The sequence below is a fragment of the Armatimonadota bacterium genome (assembly GCA_016789105.1).
Classification (GTDB): domain Bacteria; phylum Armatimonadota; class Fimbriimonadia; order Fimbriimonadales; family Fimbriimonadaceae; genus UphvI-Ar2.
The window spans coordinates 18,840-34,999 of record JAEURN010000011.1; the positions used below are offsets into that span (position 1 = coordinate 18,840).

Annotated in this window: 14 protein-coding genes; 10 read left to right on the forward strand and 4 right to left on the reverse strand. The window is 59.2% G+C overall.

What is annotated here, in order from left to right:
* Positions 1–256: 256 nt before the first annotated feature.
* Positions 257–577 (reverse strand): helix-turn-helix transcriptional regulator, encoded by a 321-nt coding sequence (locus JNM28_12950; protein MBL8069349.1) that lies wholly within the window; start codon positions 575–577, stop codon positions 257–259.
* A 110-nt stretch (positions 578–687) separates the two neighbouring features.
* Between JNM28_12950 and JNM28_12955 the strand changes: the two genes are divergently transcribed.
* Genes JNM28_12955 through JNM28_12965 form a run of 3 tightly spaced genes read left to right on the forward strand, consistent with a single transcriptional unit; the run spans position 688 to position 2,757 of the window.
* Positions 688–1,458 (forward strand): type 1 glutamine amidotransferase domain-containing protein, encoded by a 771-nt coding sequence (locus JNM28_12955; protein ID MBL8069350.1) that lies wholly within the window; start codon positions 688–690, stop codon positions 1,456–1,458.
* A gap of 1 nt (position 1,459) precedes the next feature.
* The gene (locus tag JNM28_12960) at positions 1,460–2,167 is read left to right on the forward strand and encodes an alpha/beta hydrolase (GenBank protein MBL8069351.1); all 708 of its coding nucleotides are present in this window, start codon (positions 1,460–1,462) and stop codon (positions 2,165–2,167) included.
* Positions 2,164–2,757 (forward strand): NAD(P)-binding domain-containing protein, encoded by a 594-nt coding sequence (locus JNM28_12965; GenBank protein ID MBL8069352.1) that lies wholly within the window; start codon positions 2,164–2,166, stop codon positions 2,755–2,757. Before JNM28_12960 ends, JNM28_12965 begins: the two co-directional genes overlap by 4 nt.
* A 305-nt stretch (positions 2,758–3,062) precedes the next feature.
* Here the strand turns inward: JNM28_12965 and JNM28_12970 are convergent, their stop codons facing one another.
* The gene (locus tag JNM28_12970; protein ID MBL8069353.1) at positions 3,063–3,464 is read right to left on the reverse strand and encodes a hypothetical protein; all 402 of its coding nucleotides are present in this window, start codon (positions 3,462–3,464) and stop codon (positions 3,063–3,065) included.
* 257 nt (positions 3,465–3,721) lie between these two features.
* On the opposite strand from JNM28_12970, the gene JNM28_12975 reads away from it, so the two are divergent.
* The 5 genes from JNM28_12975 to JNM28_12995 are packed head-to-tail and all read left to right on the forward strand — an operon-like array spanning position 3,722 to position 7,735.
* Positions 3,722–4,837: a hypothetical protein gene (locus JNM28_12975; protein MBL8069354.1), complete on the forward strand. Its 1,116-nt coding sequence runs from the start codon at positions 3,722–3,724 to the stop codon at positions 4,835–4,837.
* Positions 4,838–4,842: 5 nt separating this feature from the next.
* Positions 4,843–5,775 carry a hypothetical protein gene (locus tag JNM28_12980; GenBank protein ID MBL8069355.1) on the forward strand — a complete coding sequence of 311 codons (933 nt, stop codon included), beginning with the start codon at positions 4,843–4,845 and terminating at the stop codon, positions 5,773–5,775.
* Between the two features lie 31 nt (positions 5,776–5,806).
* A complete protein-coding gene (locus tag JNM28_12985; protein MBL8069356.1) occupies positions 5,807–6,787 on the forward strand; it encodes a caspase family protein in 981 nt (326 codons plus the stop codon).
* Positions 6,788–6,842: 55 nt separating this feature from the next.
* Positions 6,843–7,481 carry a hypothetical protein gene (locus JNM28_12990; GenBank protein MBL8069357.1) on the forward strand — a complete coding sequence of 213 codons (639 nt, stop codon included), beginning with the start codon at positions 6,843–6,845 and terminating at the stop codon, positions 7,479–7,481.
* A gap of 2 nt (positions 7,482–7,483) precedes the next feature.
* A complete protein-coding gene (locus JNM28_12995) occupies positions 7,484–7,735 on the forward strand; it encodes a hypothetical protein (GenBank protein ID MBL8069358.1) in 252 nt (83 codons plus the stop codon).
* Here the strand turns inward: JNM28_12995 and JNM28_13000 are convergent.
* Positions 7,724–9,883 carry a caspase family protein gene (locus JNM28_13000; GenBank protein MBL8069359.1) on the reverse strand — a complete coding sequence of 720 codons (2,160 nt, stop codon included), beginning with the start codon at positions 9,881–9,883 and terminating at the stop codon, positions 7,724–7,726. The genes JNM28_12995 and JNM28_13000 overlap by 12 nt on opposite strands.
* Before the next feature lie 91 nt (positions 9,884–9,974).
* Here JNM28_13000 and JNM28_13005 point away from each other — a divergent pair, with 91 nt between their 5' ends.
* Entirely contained in the window at positions 9,975–10,562 is a 588-nt protein-coding gene (locus JNM28_13005) for a hypothetical protein (GenBank protein ID MBL8069360.1), read from the forward strand.
* 525 nt (positions 10,563–11,087) lie between these two features.
* Here the strand turns inward: JNM28_13005 and JNM28_13010 are convergent.
* On the reverse strand, positions 11,088–11,912 hold the full coding sequence (locus tag JNM28_13010) for a hypothetical protein (GenBank protein ID MBL8069361.1): 825 nt from the start codon (positions 11,910–11,912) through the stop codon (positions 11,088–11,090).
* Between the two features lie 642 nt (positions 11,913–12,554).
* Here JNM28_13010 and JNM28_13015 point away from each other — a divergent pair.
* Complete coding sequence (locus JNM28_13015; protein MBL8069362.1) at positions 12,555–16,082, forward strand: CHAT domain-containing protein; 3,528 nt, start codon at positions 12,555–12,557, stop codon at positions 16,080–16,082.
* The last annotated feature ends 78 nt before the right edge of the window (positions 16,083–16,160 follow it).

The window sequence follows — 16,160 nt, forward strand, 5'->3', positions numbered from 1 at the left end:
GAATGAGTTTGGCAGATTAGTCAAGCGCATATTCAGACCACATTGCCGAAATTGAGCTCATATCTTGTCTCTCCAAGGTCTCTCCAACGCGGTGGAAAACTGTGGACGCTCAGGTTCAAACGCGGACATCGACTTAGGTTCATTGAACCTGAAAAATGTCAGTCCTAAGGAGGGCGTCGGGGGTTCGATTCCCTCCGGGGCCGCCAAGAATCTCTGTTCGAGACGCTATCTTCGACATCAGCCGGTTAGTTCAAACTTAATGATCGCTTTTGGCCGCGATTCGATCATCGTAACTGATCCGATGTTGCTCCACATTTTCAAAATTTTCGAGTGCCCAACGACATAGCATTTGCAGTGGCGGCACAACGCTCTGCCCCAGATTGGTGAGCTCATACTCAGTATGAGGTGGAACGACTGGAAAAACTGTCCGCCGCACAAAGCCGTCGCGCTCCATCCGGCGCAATGTTTGAGTGAGTACTTTCTTCGAAACATTGGGGATAGCGCGCTGCAAACCCGAGAAGCGTTGCTTACCGTTCATGAGTGCATGCACAACCACAACAAACCAGTGGTCACTCACGACGGCGAGGGCCTTTTGTGCCCCGAGCTGGGTATTTTCCTGAGTGTTTCTCATGGTAACCTCTAGGTAACTATAGACAGAATAATACCCTACTATGTCAATGTGGGCGTATGTCACTTCGTGATCCAAACGCAGTTTCCAAGCTACGCCCCAAGCGCATTGCCATTGTCATCTCGAATCCTGCGGTCTCCACGACCACAGGTTGGCCGGTGGGCTTTTGGTGGAGCGAATTAACCCACCCTTACTATGAGTTCACCGAGCAAGGGTACGAGGTGGAAGTGTTCAGCGTGACCGGGGGCAAATGCGAAGCAGATGCGATGAGCGACCCGCGCGATGCAAGCGGCTACTCGGCGACGGACCTCATCTCCATGGGATTCATCGCAACTCCAACGCTGTCGGCACTCGTGGAAAAAACGCGTCCGGTCGACGAAATCGACGTGAACCGGTTTGACGCGATCGTTGTGGCGGGCGGGCAAGCCCCAATGTTCACTTTCGAGTCCGCGACCGGCCTGCATATGAAATTTGCCGAGTTTTACGAATCGGGCAAGGTCACCTGTGCCCTGTGCCACGGAACAGCGATTCTGCGATACGCGCGATTGTCGAACGGCGAACTCTTGGTCAAAGGCAAGACGGTAACCGGATTCGCCAACGTGGAAGAAGACTTCGCCGACAACGCGGTGTGGGAATACGGCCTGCTTCCGCGGGACAAGCACGTTATGCCTTGGCGAATCGAAGATGTCCTGAAAAACCTTGGCGCGAACTACGTGCAGGTTGGCTTGTGGCGGTCGTTTGCGGTGCGTGACGGCAATCTCGTCACCGGCCAGCAGAATTTTTCCGGTGCCGAAACAGCGCGCATGGTCATCCGCGCGTTGGGGGAATGACATGATGATGAGATTTATCTTCGTGCACGGTTCTTGGATGAACGAGAAATGCTGGGCTCCTGTCCGCTCGCTGCTCGAAGCGCAGGGTTGCGAGACGGTGGCAGTCAACCTGCCTGGACATGGACATGATGAAACTCCGCTGAGCGCACTCACCTTTGCGAGCTATACGGATGCGGTGCGCGCCGCGTTGACGAGCCCGTCTGTGCTTGTCGGGCACAGCATGGCTGGTACCGTGATCAGCCAAGTCGCAGAGCTTGCACCCAAAAGGATCCAATCGCTCATCTATGTTGCGGCTTACCTGTTGAAGAGCGGACAGACGCTGAATGAACTCGCACAATCCGATGCTGACTCTGGTGTCGGCCCGGCGATGCGCCCGGCACCCGACTGGAGCACGTTGGATTTGGACGAACCAAGCCGTTCCCCGCTGTTCTTCCACGATGTTGACCCTTTGGTCGCCGAGCCGTTTTTGGCCCAGTGGCGAGCCGAGCCAGTTGCTCCTCTTGGCACGCCCATACAGTTGGGTGATGCCTATGCGGGCGTCCCTCGTTGGTATGTGCGAACCGAGCTGGATCGGGTAATCAGTCCTTCCATGCAAGCGCAGATGCTTGAAGCAACCCCTTGCAAACAACGCTCGTTGCCCACCGGTCACTTGCCAATGCTTGCGCAACCCAAAGCGCTTGCCGACATTTTGCTGGAGGCGACAAAGTGAAGATCGGCGTCATTGGCAGAGGCAACGTTGGCAATACCTTGGGGGGTCGCTTTGCCGAAGCGGGCTATCAAGTGATGTACGGCGTGAAGTCTCCAGTCCAAGGCGATGAGCAATCGGTGGAGGTGGTGGCGCAATGGGCCGACATGATTGTTCTGAGCGTGCCCGCAACCGCAATCACAGCGGAGTTCTTTAGGGGCGAGGGGTGGCAAGGAAAAATTGTGGTGGATGCCACAAACCCGATAGCACCGGGCTTTGATGGCCTCGATTGGGGCGATGAGCATTCGTGGGGCGAGCGGGTGGCGCGACTTTTACCAGATTCGCACGTGGTCAAGGCCTTTAACACTGTCGGATTCAATGTCATGGAGAATCCAAAATTTGGCGGGAAGTCGGCAACGATGCTGGTCGCCGGCGACGATGCCGAATCAAAGCGTCTCGTTATTGAGGCAGCGGCTGCGATCGGCTTTTCGCCCGAGGACGCCGGGCCCCTCACCCAGGCTCGATGGCTGGAGGCATTCGCTTGGCTTTGGATTTCAATGGCCGTGAAATTTGGCCATGGGCGAGAGATGGCGTTTTTGTTCGCAAGACGGTAGATGAGGCATCGCCTGACATGCTGTCAGAGTGCCGCTCATCTCCTTTTAGTGTCCCGTTCATCTAAGAGCGGTTCGCCGAGAAACTAACAACGGATAAGGAATCACCACCGAGAATGACCTGCTTCTCTCCTCTAGTGGTCTGCTATCACCCACAGGTTTTGAAAGACTTCCATATACGACCGTGGGTTCAGCGAGGTGGATTCCACGCTCTTCGCCTTTGTCCAAAAGTTAGGTCAAGAGTTTCGGCCCCATCCGGGGCCGCCAATCGCATTACCTTGCAAGCGAGGCTAGATTTTGGAAGGCCTCTACAAAAACCTAACTGTGGCGGAATACCCTTCCGGTTCCTCACAAGTGGTGAGCTCCCATCCGTTTGCCCGGGCCACTTCTCGGCAGATCCGCAGGCCAAGGCCGTTGCCAGCCGGCCCGTCCCCTTGATGGATGGCGTTCTGGATGACCAGCTCCGGGCCAGCCCCCGAGTGGCTGACGGAGACAGAGACGTTGGTTCCTTCGGGGCAATGCCGAAAGGCGTTTTCAAGCAGGTTCCGCACCAGTAGGACAAGGTGCTCTCGGTTGGCGAGGATTACAATTCCTGGGACGGAATCGAGTTGGAGCCGGATCGACTTCAACTCCGTCAGCGGTTGCAGCCCAACCAGCGTGTCATCGAATACTGACCGGAGATCGGCCTGCCCGCGGGGTGCCCGGGGCAAATACCGCAAAGGCCCTCGGCGGCAAACCGTTCAAGTTCTAAAACTAAGGACACCGGCTAGCCTTGGAACCGCCAAGGTTAGCCCAACCGGTTTCTGATCAGAGCCAAAGGGTTTGATGGCCGGCAAGCTCCTGCGCACCCAACTTGCTTTTGCATTCTTCAAGTTGTTTGTCGCAGGCAGGGAGCGCGCGAATCGCACGCCCCGCATTGCAGACGGGTTCCCGCATATGATATTGTTCGAACAGGGGTTGGCTACCTATGTGGTTTTCACTGGATCAGGTCGATGGACGGTACGCCCCGCCGTTGCGGATCCGGGCCGGCATGTTCGGAGACCTTGACCGGCGCTATTTGCGCCGATCCGAAGAATTGGGCGACATTTTCTACCGGCTCCACTTTGCGTTGATCGAGAAGCTGAGTCAGAGCGGGTTCAACAATAGCGAAAAAGGTGAGTTCGCTATGAAGGAAGCAACCTATAGCTGTTGGGTGCCGGTTCACCGGATGCGGTTTTGGGATGAGAAGGATGCGCCTGACCCCAAGCCAAAGCCGATTTCAAACATGGATGCCTTCATCCGGACACGGTGCGCCTATGCCCGCATCAAGGCTTACCGGAAATTCTCCCCGAACTATTCGTCGGTGGATAAAAAGCTCCGGGAAATCGTGGCCGCCAGCCCTCGGATCGAATCCACGCCACCGGAAGGCAAATCGCCTGGCTTGGTTTTTGCTTCCCAAAGTTTCCCCTCCGGATTGCCGAAGCCGGGGCGGTTCAGTCCCGTCTTGGCCGGTTGGATCGGCAAACCAGAAACTCTTGCCAGCGCCTTCCCGGGCGACCCCGTCCCCAGCGAAAACCTGGTTTGTTCTGTGCTGGCCGAGGCCGGCGGGTGCATGGCCATCCCCACGCTTGTCGGGTTGCTTGCGGCCGCCTTTCCTGGCATCGAACTGCCGAAGACGGTTTCTGCGGACGCCGAGTCGCCCGGCCAGGAAGGGATCCAAGGCGGGCTCTCTGCCGATGCACTCGCGATCTTGAGGGCCGAATACGAGATGGTGAAACGCGGGTTCGGACGTCTGAACATTGACGAACTCCGTGTTTTGTATCTCAGCGTGCCCGAAGGGCAGTCCGGCTGCCCCGCCGAATTCGCCATCGCCTCCGATCAGGAATCAATTGGCAGCCTGGCGGAACTGTTGGATGTTACGGAAGATCAGGTCCGAGCCTGGTTGGATCAGATCCTGCTCGTCCGCCAAGGACCCGGGGTGACAGGCATGAATGCGGCTTTTGTCGGGAATTTGCTGGGCATCTCCCCTGGCCTGGTGACTTCGAGGCTCAAAGAGGCCCGGAACAAGCTACGGAGGATTGAAAACCTCGGGGCGAGACCTTAACTTGTATGGATACACCTAAAAAACCCCTCGGCAAATCGGATGCGTTGGCCTTTCTCCGGGCCCTCGACCCCCCGGCAGGGGACATCCCGATGGAATTCACGGCCGAGCAATTGGAGGATTATGCCCATGGCCGGGCGGATCACGAAACGAACCAGCTGATCGAAGCCGCCCGCGCTTTGGATCCCCAAATAGACGAAGAGGTCCGGGTTTTGCAGGGCGAATTGCAGCTGATCCCGGAAGCCCAGGCGGCGGCCCCCATCGCCCGCAACCCTTGGAAGGCCGCCACGTTCGCGTTTGGGGCGGCGGCGTGTGCCTTGGCCGCATTGGCGGCCGTCAACTTGGCATCCCGACCAAAAGAGGTGGCCCAGCTCGGCGGGTCTTCAATCATCGAAATGGGCGGCAAAACCTATGCAATGGCCGAACTGAGCCAGTCGGCCGTTGCGGCGCTGGCCAATGGGGCGATCACCGCTGGCGAGAACTGGGTCAAAGTCTCACCCCCCGGAATTGCCAGGGGTTCGGATGAATTCGCCATCTCGACCCCGACGGACACGACATTGGAGGGATCCGTGTTTTCCCTAGAGTTCCAAGCCCCCGATGACGTCCATAAGGTTTCGGTATCGGTCCGCGGTCCACAGTCCATCGATGCCGCAGTTGACTCCGGGAAGTTCCAGGCCGGGCTTGCCCCCGGCCTCTATACGGTTCGGATCCAGGGCGAGGCCGACAACGGGCAGATCGTAAGCAGCGAGTTTAGAATCCGGATCATGGACGACGCCGAGCGAACCGAATATGAACGCGAGCTCGCCGGCGCGTCAAACCCCATCGACCGGCTCATCGTTTACGCCAATCACGGAGTCCGCCACGAGTTTGACCGCACGCGGGCCGCCTTGGGCAAATCGGCACCCGATATCACGTTCTCCCCGACGGGCGGATCCCGTTGACCCTGACCAGACAATAGAAGCTAATTTCACCATGACACTCACGACTCTCCTCTCGTTCGCAATCTTGTCGCGCAGTGCCGCAACTCCGGCAAAGGCGGTTCCCGCCCCAGCGGCCGCAAGCACAACCTATGCGCTGATCTATGGGGTCGGGAACTACCCGAACTTTGTGAATGCCGCCGGCGAAACGGTGGTGAACGCCCTGCACGGCCCCCCAAACGACACCGACGACATGCGCAAACTCATCACCCGCGACTACGGGGTACCGGGCTCCAACACCCGGCTGAGACTCAATTCCAATGCGACGGCCGACACGTTGATCGCCGATTTGAAGTGGGTCGTCTCCAAGGTCAAGCCAGGGGACACCTTCTTTTTCTACTTCTCGGGTCACGGGATTCAGTTGAAGAACGCAGCGGAGCCCGATGGGCTTGATGAGGGGATCGTCCTTTCGGGAGGGCGGTTTGTCGTGGATGACGACATCCGCGGGTTACGGGAGGCATTCAACAACGCCGGGGTGAACGTGGTGTTCATCTTCGATTCGTGTTTTTCGGGCGGGCTTTCCCGTGGGCCGTTTGAAGGGTTCTTCCGAGGGCAAGGAGTCCGGTTCTCCAACCGCTTGATGACCGAAAAGAACAGTGCTCGGCGCCCGACACGCAGAGCGATCGGGGGCGAATCGCACCCCAAGGCCCTGCCAAAGCAGCAATTGACGGCAAACGGCAAGGGCTACGGACTTATGCTCGAGGCATCTGGCGAAAACCAGAGTTCAGTGGAAGTCGAGGACGAAAACGGAAAACTCCCGGCCCGTGGGATTTTCACCTGGGTCTTTGCCGAAACTGTCCGACAGAACCCCTCGGCCAGTTTGGGTGCGGTCATGAAGGCGATCCTTAAAGAGTTTGACGAGGAGGGGATCTCCGATATGCAGCGACCTCAATACGAAACGTTCAACCGGGATGCCACAGGGAGTCCGCTTAGGACTTTGCTCAAACCGCAAACCACCGCAAACCGGCTCCAATAATATTTTCCCCTGACCGGTTTTCCGGTCGGCTCTCCTAGTGCAAAGGGAAAAGAACATGGACCCACAGCACATCAGAGACGAACACGCGGCATACCGGCTGGCAATCCGCAGCCAGTCCTCTCCGGCAGACCTGGCAACCTGGCATTCGGTTGGAAACTGGCTGGTTCCCCAAGCCAAAGACTTGATCGACCCATCTGGCCAACCGCTCGACACAGGAGTCGAGTGGCGCGAGTACGGAAAGATCTTGGATCCCCTTGGTTATTGCGACGCGACCCTGCTCACGGCCGACATGGGGTTCAAGGCGGTTGCCTGCTTCAACCGAATGGGACGATTGAGTTCCGTCACTACATTCGACCATGGGTCGCGGACGGCGGTTGTCGTGGGCGGGGATGCCGAGGCCATCGCGTTGGCCTCGATAGACGACCGGCGAGCCAACGCCTCCTTTGTAGGCATGAAGGGAGGGCTGCTCGGCCAAGTCACCCAAGAGTTTGGCGATGGCCGGATGTCCGTCCGGAAAGTGCAGGGCCGGCAAGAAGATTTCTCGGCAATCCGGCGCGACCGCCATCTCATATTCTTTTCGGGCGGATTGCGGCTCGGATCGGTGGAGTTTGCGAATCGGGTCAGCCCGGCGGATTGCCTCCTGGCATCCAGGTTTGCGCTTTCGGTTGCGGCCGGGGATCCGAAGGTGGTTTGAAGGTGGCGACGGCAACCATGGAACCGGTCGTGATCGAAATCGGTCGCCGGGAGCTGCTGGAGACGTTTGACCAGTTGATCCAATGCGGGCCAGAATGGGCATTCACCCGCGAGCACTCATTGGACTTCCTCGACGCCGTGCAGTCGGCCCTTTGCGGCTTGGATCCGTACCAGCCGGCCTCATGGCGAATCCGGGCGACCCCCGAATTCGCCATGCTTCTCAAAGGAATGGGGCTGGGCCGCCTAGCGGCTTAGAAGCCAATAGGTCGCGGTGGCCACACCCCAATCTTGAAGGCGGTCTGCAGGCCCCCGGTCGGCGGTCGCTTCGCCGCCGTTCATGATCTGGTTGAGCAGATCCTCGGCGGCAGAGCCATCGGCCCCCCGGACACCGGCACTCACCAGGCGGGAAAAGTCGAAGTCCTTTTCATTGGCGATGACCTTGATGGATTCCGTCCCCCCTTTGCCGAAGGCCGGGCTTGGGTTGACCAATCGGAGTGCGGCCGGATCGGCAAGGGCCTGCTGCTCGGTTAGGAGCCTCCCCCGCAACCCCAGGTAGGTCCAGCCCGACCATTGATCCCGTTCGATCTGGATGGGGGTCGCCGCATACGACTCTCCGCTGCCATCTGTCGGCGCGCGGAATGGGAAGACCGCTTTGACGCTGTGGTCTTGGTCAACTGCAAGAGCTGAAATGTACACGCGGGAGTGCTTAGCAAAGAATTGGCCGGGGATGTGGTCGGTTTCAAGTTTTTCAGCTTCCGGATTCGCCCGCACGCGCACGGCAATACAAAAAACGGAATCCGGGCCAATCCTTCCCTTGAGCGCCTCCCCGGCCAGCAAGCCTGTCGCCCTCATGGCGCTCCCTTGGAATTCGCCTTTATCCCTTTGACTCGGGGTGAAATTCGTGGTGACCGGCACCAACTTGATTTCGACGTTGAAGGATGGGATCCCCGCCATGTCGAGATTCCGGACAAGGTCGCCATGGGCGACGCACCGGATCAAGTCTGCCGTGGCCATCTGGACATCTTTGAGCGGTTTGAGCATGACCGTTGCCCCGTTTTTTGAAACGATCTCCAGGTAGCCGGAACTCGTGTCATAGCGGAATTGGTAGTCGGAGGGTTTGCCAGGGGGGATGATGGCGATCAAGGGATTTCCCACGAGCTTGGATTGGTTGTCCCAATCAAGTGCCTGGGCGGTGGCCAGGTCGGCGGGGCCGATTTTGACGACCCGGGCTCCGACGGAATCGACGACCCTGGCCGAAAGATCGTCATGGGTTGGGGGCGGGGCCTCACTACCCAACGGTTTGAGTTGGGTGAAGTCGGCAAAGCACAGCCCTGCCTCCAGCTCTTGTTTGTAACCTTTGCCGTCGGTGACCAAAAACCGCATTCCGGGGCGGATCCCCTGCAATTGGCCGACAGGGATGAACGGCAAATCCGGGTTGTATTCGACATCAGCCGAAAAAGCCTTGAACCTTTTGCGGTAGGTGGAGAGTTTGCCTTGCCCCGCCCGGGCCGGATCCTGCTTGGGGAAGAAGACGGGAAAATTCCAACTCTGCGCGGCGATTTGCCCGCCAAAAAGGGGCCGGTCGACGGCACCCCGGACCTCCGGTTCGCGGGTGGACCGGGTTTGCATGGCGACGCCGTTCAGGAGGGTTTCGAAATCGCGGTAGGTGATTCCGGCGGAAATGCGGGGGCCGAGTTTGAGTAGCGAATAGGCGAGCGGCCCCATGGATTGCCCATCTTCATCTTGGACTTCGGAAACTGGTTGGAATTGGTTACCTGCCGAGACGTAGACGAATTCCTTCGGGTCGCCCAAGGGTGGCAGAGCGAGGCGCTCGGGGTTTGGTTTGGTGACTTTGGCGACCAATTCGCGGGTCCGTCCGCCGGATCGGTCGGCCGCCCCGGAATAGCAGCAATCGAGGAAGATTGTGGCGTCGGTCACACCAGCTGGGAGCCGGCTGAATTCGACCCTCAACTCGCGGGTCAGGATGAGAGAATCGGAATCGATCTCGCCCGTGGCAAGCTTGCGGAGTTTGGGCGGAACGATGGCTCCGATGGTCTCCGGCCCGCTTCCGGTGGGGATCGCCAAGCCATGGCCACCCCACCACAGCACGACGACGTTACCGGGCTTGGCGCCAGCGACCAGCCAATTCCGGACTTCGCCCAATATTGAGTCCCGATCCATCTTGGAACTGTCATTGACGACTTTGATCTCGTCTTCGGGGACTCCTAACCTCTCCCGGAAAAAGTCGTGCACCCTCTCCACGTCCTTTGCGGCGCTGAGATCCTGGCCGGGAAACTGTGGGTACTTCCCCGCCCCGATCAAAAGGATTCTGTAGTGGTGGGGGGGGGCTTCTGGGCGAGGTGCCGCCAGCAAAACCGAACTTAAAATTAGGGCGTTCAACATTTTTCTAAATCTTCCCCTGAGTGGTGGGGGCCTTGGTTCCATTGCTGTTGTCGGCCGCAAGAAAAGGGGCCACAAAGAGCAGGACAAGGATATGGACAACTTTACTCACAGCATTCGACGCTTCGCAACGCTCGCCGTTGCCGCATTGGCCGCCACCGCCGCCTTTGCCGGGACCTTTAAGGACATTTCCAATGAGGACACCCCGGATGGCGAACGCTGGATCCAATACACCGGCACTGTCGCCAACAGCGACCTGAAAACCTACGAGAAGCTCCTCCGTGGCGATGAAACCATCGTCTTGGTCATGAGCTCGGGGGGCGGGGATTTTTATGCCGGGATCGCTCTTGGCAAAATGACTCGCAAATATCGCGACATGGTGCAGATCTTGGTGGATAAGGCCTATTCCGCCGCGGCCCTGTGGACCCTGGGCGACGACGACTACGATTGGTTGGACGACGACGCCGAACTGGGCTTCCACTTGCCCTACATCTATGCCCAGAACGCGACGGCTGGGACTGACCAAAAGATCGGATACGCGATGGGGCGGTATCTGGAAGATGTGATGGGCCGGGATGAAGCCGATACATTCATGGATGTCTTGGGCCAAATCCGGGACGAGCATGGCAAGTTCGCGATGCTTTGCTTTGCCCCGGACAAAGACCCGTACATCAAGGAATAGCCCCCCAATCGGACGCGCTCTCGCCAGGTGCCTTTGAGGAAACTCAAAGGCACCTTTTTTGCATTAGACTTCCAAGTTTTTTACCGACCTGGGATGACCGGACCGATCGAGTCGGATGGGCTGGCCCTGGATCGGCCTTTGGTTGCGGAACCCATTGCGTGGACAAGCTCAGGCGGCCTCCCGGGAAGGAAAACCTGATGCAAGTTGCCGAGGAGGTGTCAAGAGCCTCCCTTGCGTCAAGCCCGAGCCCTGCCAGAGTGGAATAGCCGGTCTCACTCCCGATGAAGGCCAAGTACATCCAGGGCGCATTGAATTTCCTGAAATCTGGTGTCGCCGAGGCCGGCACACTCCCCTAGAAACCGAGGGTTCGAGCCTCTGGCCCCATTCGACCGAGAGCCTATTGTGTGAGATCCGTCCGGGATCCCCAGCCCTAGTCGGCGGACATCCGAATGTCCGCCGGGAGATGGGGCTCCACCAACAGAAAAGCCCCCGCCGGAGATGGCGGGGGCTTTGGGTGACCTTTGATTAGAGCTTGGGCATTTTGAGGCCCGCGTAGGCATAGATGTCGGCCCTTTGGGCGTTACGGGCATCGCTCGCCACAACGACCGGACGCACGACCGTGACAATGAAGTGCCCCTCCGAAGTCTTGTTGGAATGCACACCGCCGACCCCGGCGACCGTGACATCGAACCCGGATTGCGGGCGGTTGGCGGTGATTTCGACCCGGAGGCCGACCACAGAGACGGTTTTGGTCACCATCCAGCTCTCGTGCCTTCTGAGCCCGGCAAAGGGTAAGTACGGATCGAGTTGGCTTTGTTGAAACGCCTGGGCGAGATACCTCATCCCGGCAGGTTGGAATTCTTGGACGGAAACGTCGTCCCAGCTGAGTTTGACGGTCAGGTTGTTGGCATCCCCGGCGCTGACCCGGATCCCCAAGCTCGACGTGACCACTTTGAAGACCCCCTGGAACTCTCCTTGCGACATGTTGGCGCGGCTGAATTCAACGCTCCCCGCACCAAACCGATAAGTGGAGACCAATTGCCGGGAAACCGCTTCCCGGACCGGGAGGGACAGGGCGGCGAGGGAGCTGACCGTGTCGGCTTCGAGCTCGTCGGTGCGGTAGTCGCTCTCGTGCCTGGGAAGCGGCCAATGCCCGAGCCGGCTATAGCGGCGGAATTGGCCGGGTTGGATGGTCGAGAGCAAGTCGTCAAGGGTGCGCATCCCGCGGATTTTCCCGTAGGGGTCTTGGATCCGGTCGATGACCACTTGGGCAAAGTTTGCCTGAGCCGAAGAGGCGGCCAAAACTGCCAAAACGGCGGCCGCTGCTTTTGTATGGATTAATGTTTTCATGGGTGTCCCTGTGCCGCAGAAATCGTGTGCGGCCAAGAAGTCATGAACCGCGATCTTGCTGGCTCAGGGGGTGGATTGCGGATTTGGAACTTCAACCGCCCTGTTCAAACAGCGGAAAGCCCCGGCCGGATGTTCCGGACCGGGGCGGGGCATGGGGGTAGAAGGCTCACCTGCCCGGCGTGGACAGGGGGATTTGGCCGTTGCGTCCCATGGCCGCTGGCAAATAGATCCGTGCGAGGTCGGGTTGTTCGTCGATTCGAAAGTTGTGCATAGCATTCTGTGGTGGTCGGTGGGGGGCTGGGTGGCTCCCAACCCCCCGATGGTGCCCATGTCGTTACCAGGGCTTGTAGTCTTCGCGGTATCCCCAAGTGGGATAGAGCTTGTTGTCGTAGCCGTAGCCGGTGTAACCGCCACGGTCGTTGACCCAGCCGAAGCCGCCGCCGCCATAAGGATTCTCTGTGTACATGTTTCTGTGTTTCTCCTTTCCGGGTGACCCTCTCCCGTGCACCCGACACCACTCTGAGAACCGTTGGAAATTCTGCCCAGGGGGCTTTTTGAAAAAAAACTTTCGAGACGGCGGCTCGTCCAAACTGTGCCGGCCCACGACACCGGCATAATATCTTTGACTTGTGAAGGCTGCCGATGGCACTTTGTACCGCTACGTTATTGTTCGTTGTTTTGGCCTCTGCCCCCAACCAGGCGGAACCCATCGTTCTTGGTTTTGCCCGTGCGGGCAACCCCTTTGAGCGGAGGATCTCCGATGCGTTGAAGAACCCCCAGACGGCCCTGCGCGATTTAGACGCTGTCATCCGCGAGGCTTCCCGATCCGAGGACACCGAGGCGCAATCGGTTGCCTTCTTTTGGCGGGGCAGCCTTCTAGCGGAATCCGGCCAACTTGGCGACTCGGCCCTTGAGTTTGGAGAGGCCATCCGGCTGCTTGCAAACAGCAGCAACCCCAAACTGGCCGCCCGGTCCTATCTGGGCCGAGGGGTTGTTTGGCACCGGGCGGGGAAAGATCAGCCCGCCATCGCCGATCTCAGCGCGGCGGCCGGGCTCTGGGAAACATTGAAGGACAACCGATCGCTGGCTGAGTCCTTCCTTTGGCTGGCCGCGGCCGAGTCCAATTCTAGCAAGCCCGGTTGGCAGGCGACTTTGGGTCGTTGCGAATTACTGGCGCAGTCGGTCAAAGACAACCGGATCCTTGTGGGGGCCAGCCGGGTGAAGGCAACGAACTCCCTGATGCGGCAAGACTGGCCCAACTGCCGCCGGTTTGCCCGGCAAGGGCTTTCGCGCTCGGAATCAGGAGATTTCTGGAAGCAAGACCGGGCCGAGTGCAAACGCCTGTTGGCTTGGGGTGAGTTCCGCGAATCGCCTCCGGGACACGTTTTGGATTTGGCCCGGGACGCGCGCAAAGATTTCGAATTGGCCCAATCCGACCACCCGTTCCCCGAAGTCATTGAAAAGGGCAAAGGGGAATGCAGCTATTTGGCGGCGGCTGCCCTGGTCGATATGCGTATGTGGGATGCGGCCAAAGCAGAGCTTGCGAATTGGAAGCTGCCGGACTTCGGCCGCCGCCTGTTGGTCTATATCGCGGCCGGCACCGGCGACATCAAACTTGCCCTCGACTTGTTAAAGAGCGGGGAGATCCCCGGCGACCCTATCCCGGTCTATCTTGAGACCTGCAAAATCCTGTATGGCCAATCCGATTACCGCGGGCTGGATGCCGTGACTGCCTTTGGCCTTAGGGAGCTTGCCGGGAACGACTCGTTGGACGCCCGCCGGGGGCGCGGGATCCTTTTGGATTACTCCGGATTGGCCGGAGCCAGCGAGGGCGATTACACCCGGGCGGAAGCCTCGTTTTCGGCCTCCATCGCTTTGCTCATGCCGTCCGATCCCGGGGGCAACGGCGTCCAAATCCCCGTGGCCGGGCCGCGCTCCCTGGCCTTGATGCATTTGGGCCAGATGTACGCCCTGATCGGACAAAAATCAAAGGCCCTGGCGCAGATTCCGCTTGGGCTGGCGGCAGCGGCTGAAGCCGAAGAAGATGCTGGCAAATCACCGGATTCCGTTGCTTTTCTCCCTGAGGCCCTTTTCAACCAGGGCTCGATCCTGTTGGATTGCGGACGGACGGAAGAAGCGCTCAAATCGCTGGACCGTGCAGCAACGCTTTTTCAGGGGCGGGATATGCGGCTGGAGATGCTCAAGTGCGAACACAGCCGTGGCAACGCCCTTCTCCGTCTCGGCCGAACTAATGAGGCAATCAAGGCTTTGCGGAGTTCTTTGGGAAGGGACGACGACCCGGTCAGTGCCGAATCCCGGGCCGTGCGTCAGACCAACCTGGCCCAGGCTCTCATGGAATCTGGGCGAACCGAGGAAGCCCGCCGGCTTTTGTCCCAAGCCCTCCCCATCGTCGAAGGATCGGGCGATGTGGCGAACATCTCGCTGATCCGGCTCATGGTCGGCCGCAGTCTGTGGATGGGCGGCGAAAAGGCGGCGGCAATCCTTTTCGGCAAGGCCGCATTGGCTTCTTTGCAGCAGATGAAGGAAGGGACCAAAGGCATTGACCCCAAGGCCCAAACAGTTTTCATCGTCGAGATGTCGGAGCGGTTCCGCGAGGTTGCCCGATGGCTTTGTGACCAGAACCGGGTGCCAGAAGCGGAAGAAGTGCTCTACGCCCTCAAAGCGGAGCAATTCGGGAGCGCGGCGGGAGAACGCTCTTCCGCCTCCGAAAAGATCAGCCTGACCCCAAAGGAATCCGCTTGGATGAAGAAGTTCCAAGACCTGGGAACCCCGGTTCTGGCCATTGCCCGGGAGTATTCCGACCTGAGGGCCGTTGCCGAAAAGACCGAAGGCCAACGCAAACGGCTTGCCGAGTTGGAACAACTGCTCGACCAAGCCAGTTCGGCCTTCAATGAGTTCCAAAGAGGGGCGATGGCCGAGTTCGGAAAGTTGAAACTAGGCGAAGACCAAGCCTTGGCAGCCATTGAGCGCTCCAAGAAGCAGGCCCAGAAACTGGCCGGGTTACCTGGCCGCCCCGCCATCATCTACCCCTTCTTGACGGCAGACGGGGTCAGCTTGATCGTTGCCACGCCTTCCGGAAGTGTGGTGAAAAGGCCGGCCCAGCCGCTCACGGCCCAGGAGTTCAACTTGGCCGTACTCAACTTCCGTGTGTGCTTGCGGCTCCCCCAGGCGGATCCAACCCCCTATGCCAAGGTGCTCTACGATCAGCTTGTCGCCCCGATGGATGCCGAGTTGAAAGCCGGCGGGATCGACACTCTGATGTGGATGATGGAAGGCCAGATCCAGTTAGTCCCGGTCGCCGCGCTGGTCAACCCGACGACTGGCCGTTACCTTGTCGAAGAGCATCCGCTTTCCCTGCTGTGCTACAAGGATGGCGACACGGGCCGTTTGTCGGAGCCCGGGAGCAAAACCTGGCGCGGGGCGTCGTTCGGGGTCTCGTTGGATTCCCGAGTTGGCGACGAGACGTTCTCTGCTTTGCCGGGGGTTCAGGGCGAGCTGGCGGGTTTCCACCAGTTGGTTCCGGGGGATCCGCCAGTCGTGGATGCCCAGTTCGACGAAAGCTCATTGACGGGCTCGCTTGTGCCGGGCACGAATGTTTTACACATCGCCACCCATTTTCAGTTCAAGCGGGGGTCGATCAATGAATCGTTCCTGCTGCTGGGGCAATCCAAAACCCTGACGGTTTCGGCCCTGAAGGACAAGCGGGACGGCCTGTTTTCGACCATCGACCTTTTGGTTTTGTCGGCGTGTCAGACGGCGGTTCCGGAGCGGGATCGGGCGGCGGATGCCGATGGCATCCCCTTCGACACGGTTGCTTCGGTTGCCGAATCAAAAGGTGCCGCTTCTGTTTTGGCGACCTTGTGGAAGGTGTTTGACAAAAGCACGTCGGCCTTCATGCTCAGCTTTTACCGCTTGCGCAACGAGCACCCAGAACTAACAAAGGCCCAACTGATCCGGCAATCGCAGATTGACATGATCGAAGGGCGGATCACGCCGGCCACCGGCGAGCGGGTTTCTGAAGGCGGCGGGCAGAGGAGCGAGGGCAATGAAGAGCCGATGCCGGAACTCCCAAAGTGGCCATCGGGGCGGCCCGCCTATTCGCACCCCTATTATTGGGCGCCGTTCGTGTTGTTTGGCAATTGGCGGTGATCCGGGATCTCCCCCGCAGAAAGCCACGGTTCCCCGCGGCATCCTATTTGTAAGTTTTGTTTGGCTACCTTTTAATGT

What these genes read in the sequence shown, in the direction of transcription:
- JNM28_12975 (MBL8069354.1), top strand. Translation starts at nt 3,722, where the DNA reads ATGTGGTTTTCACTGGATCAGGTCGATGGACGGTACGCCCCGCCGTTG.
- JNM28_13000 (MBL8069359.1), bottom strand. Translation starts at nt 9,883, where the DNA reads ATGTTGAACGCCCTAATTTTAAGTTCGGTTTTGCTGGCGGCACCTCGC.
- JNM28_12980 (MBL8069355.1), top strand. Translation starts at nt 4,843, where the DNA reads ATGGATACACCTAAAAAACCCCTCGGCAAATCGGATGCGTTGGCCTTT.
- JNM28_12985 (MBL8069356.1), top strand. Translation starts at nt 5,807, where the DNA reads ATGACACTCACGACTCTCCTCTCGTTCGCAATCTTGTCGCGCAGTGCC.
- JNM28_13015 (MBL8069362.1), top strand. Translation starts at nt 12,555, where the DNA reads ATGGCACTTTGTACCGCTACGTTATTGTTCGTTGTTTTGGCCTCTGCC.
- JNM28_13005 (MBL8069360.1), top strand. Translation starts at nt 9,975, where the DNA reads ATGGACAACTTTACTCACAGCATTCGACGCTTCGCAACGCTCGCCGTT.
- JNM28_12955 (MBL8069350.1), top strand. Translation starts at nt 688, where the DNA reads ATGTCACTTCGTGATCCAAACGCAGTTTCCAAGCTACGCCCCAAGCGC.
- JNM28_13010 (MBL8069361.1), bottom strand. Translation starts at nt 11,912, where the DNA reads ATGAAAACATTAATCCATACAAAAGCAGCGGCCGCCGTTTTGGCAGTT.
- JNM28_12990 (MBL8069357.1), top strand. Translation starts at nt 6,843, where the DNA reads ATGGACCCACAGCACATCAGAGACGAACACGCGGCATACCGGCTGGCA.
- JNM28_12960 (MBL8069351.1), top strand. Translation starts at nt 1,460, where the DNA reads ATGATGATGAGATTTATCTTCGTGCACGGTTCTTGGATGAACGAGAAA.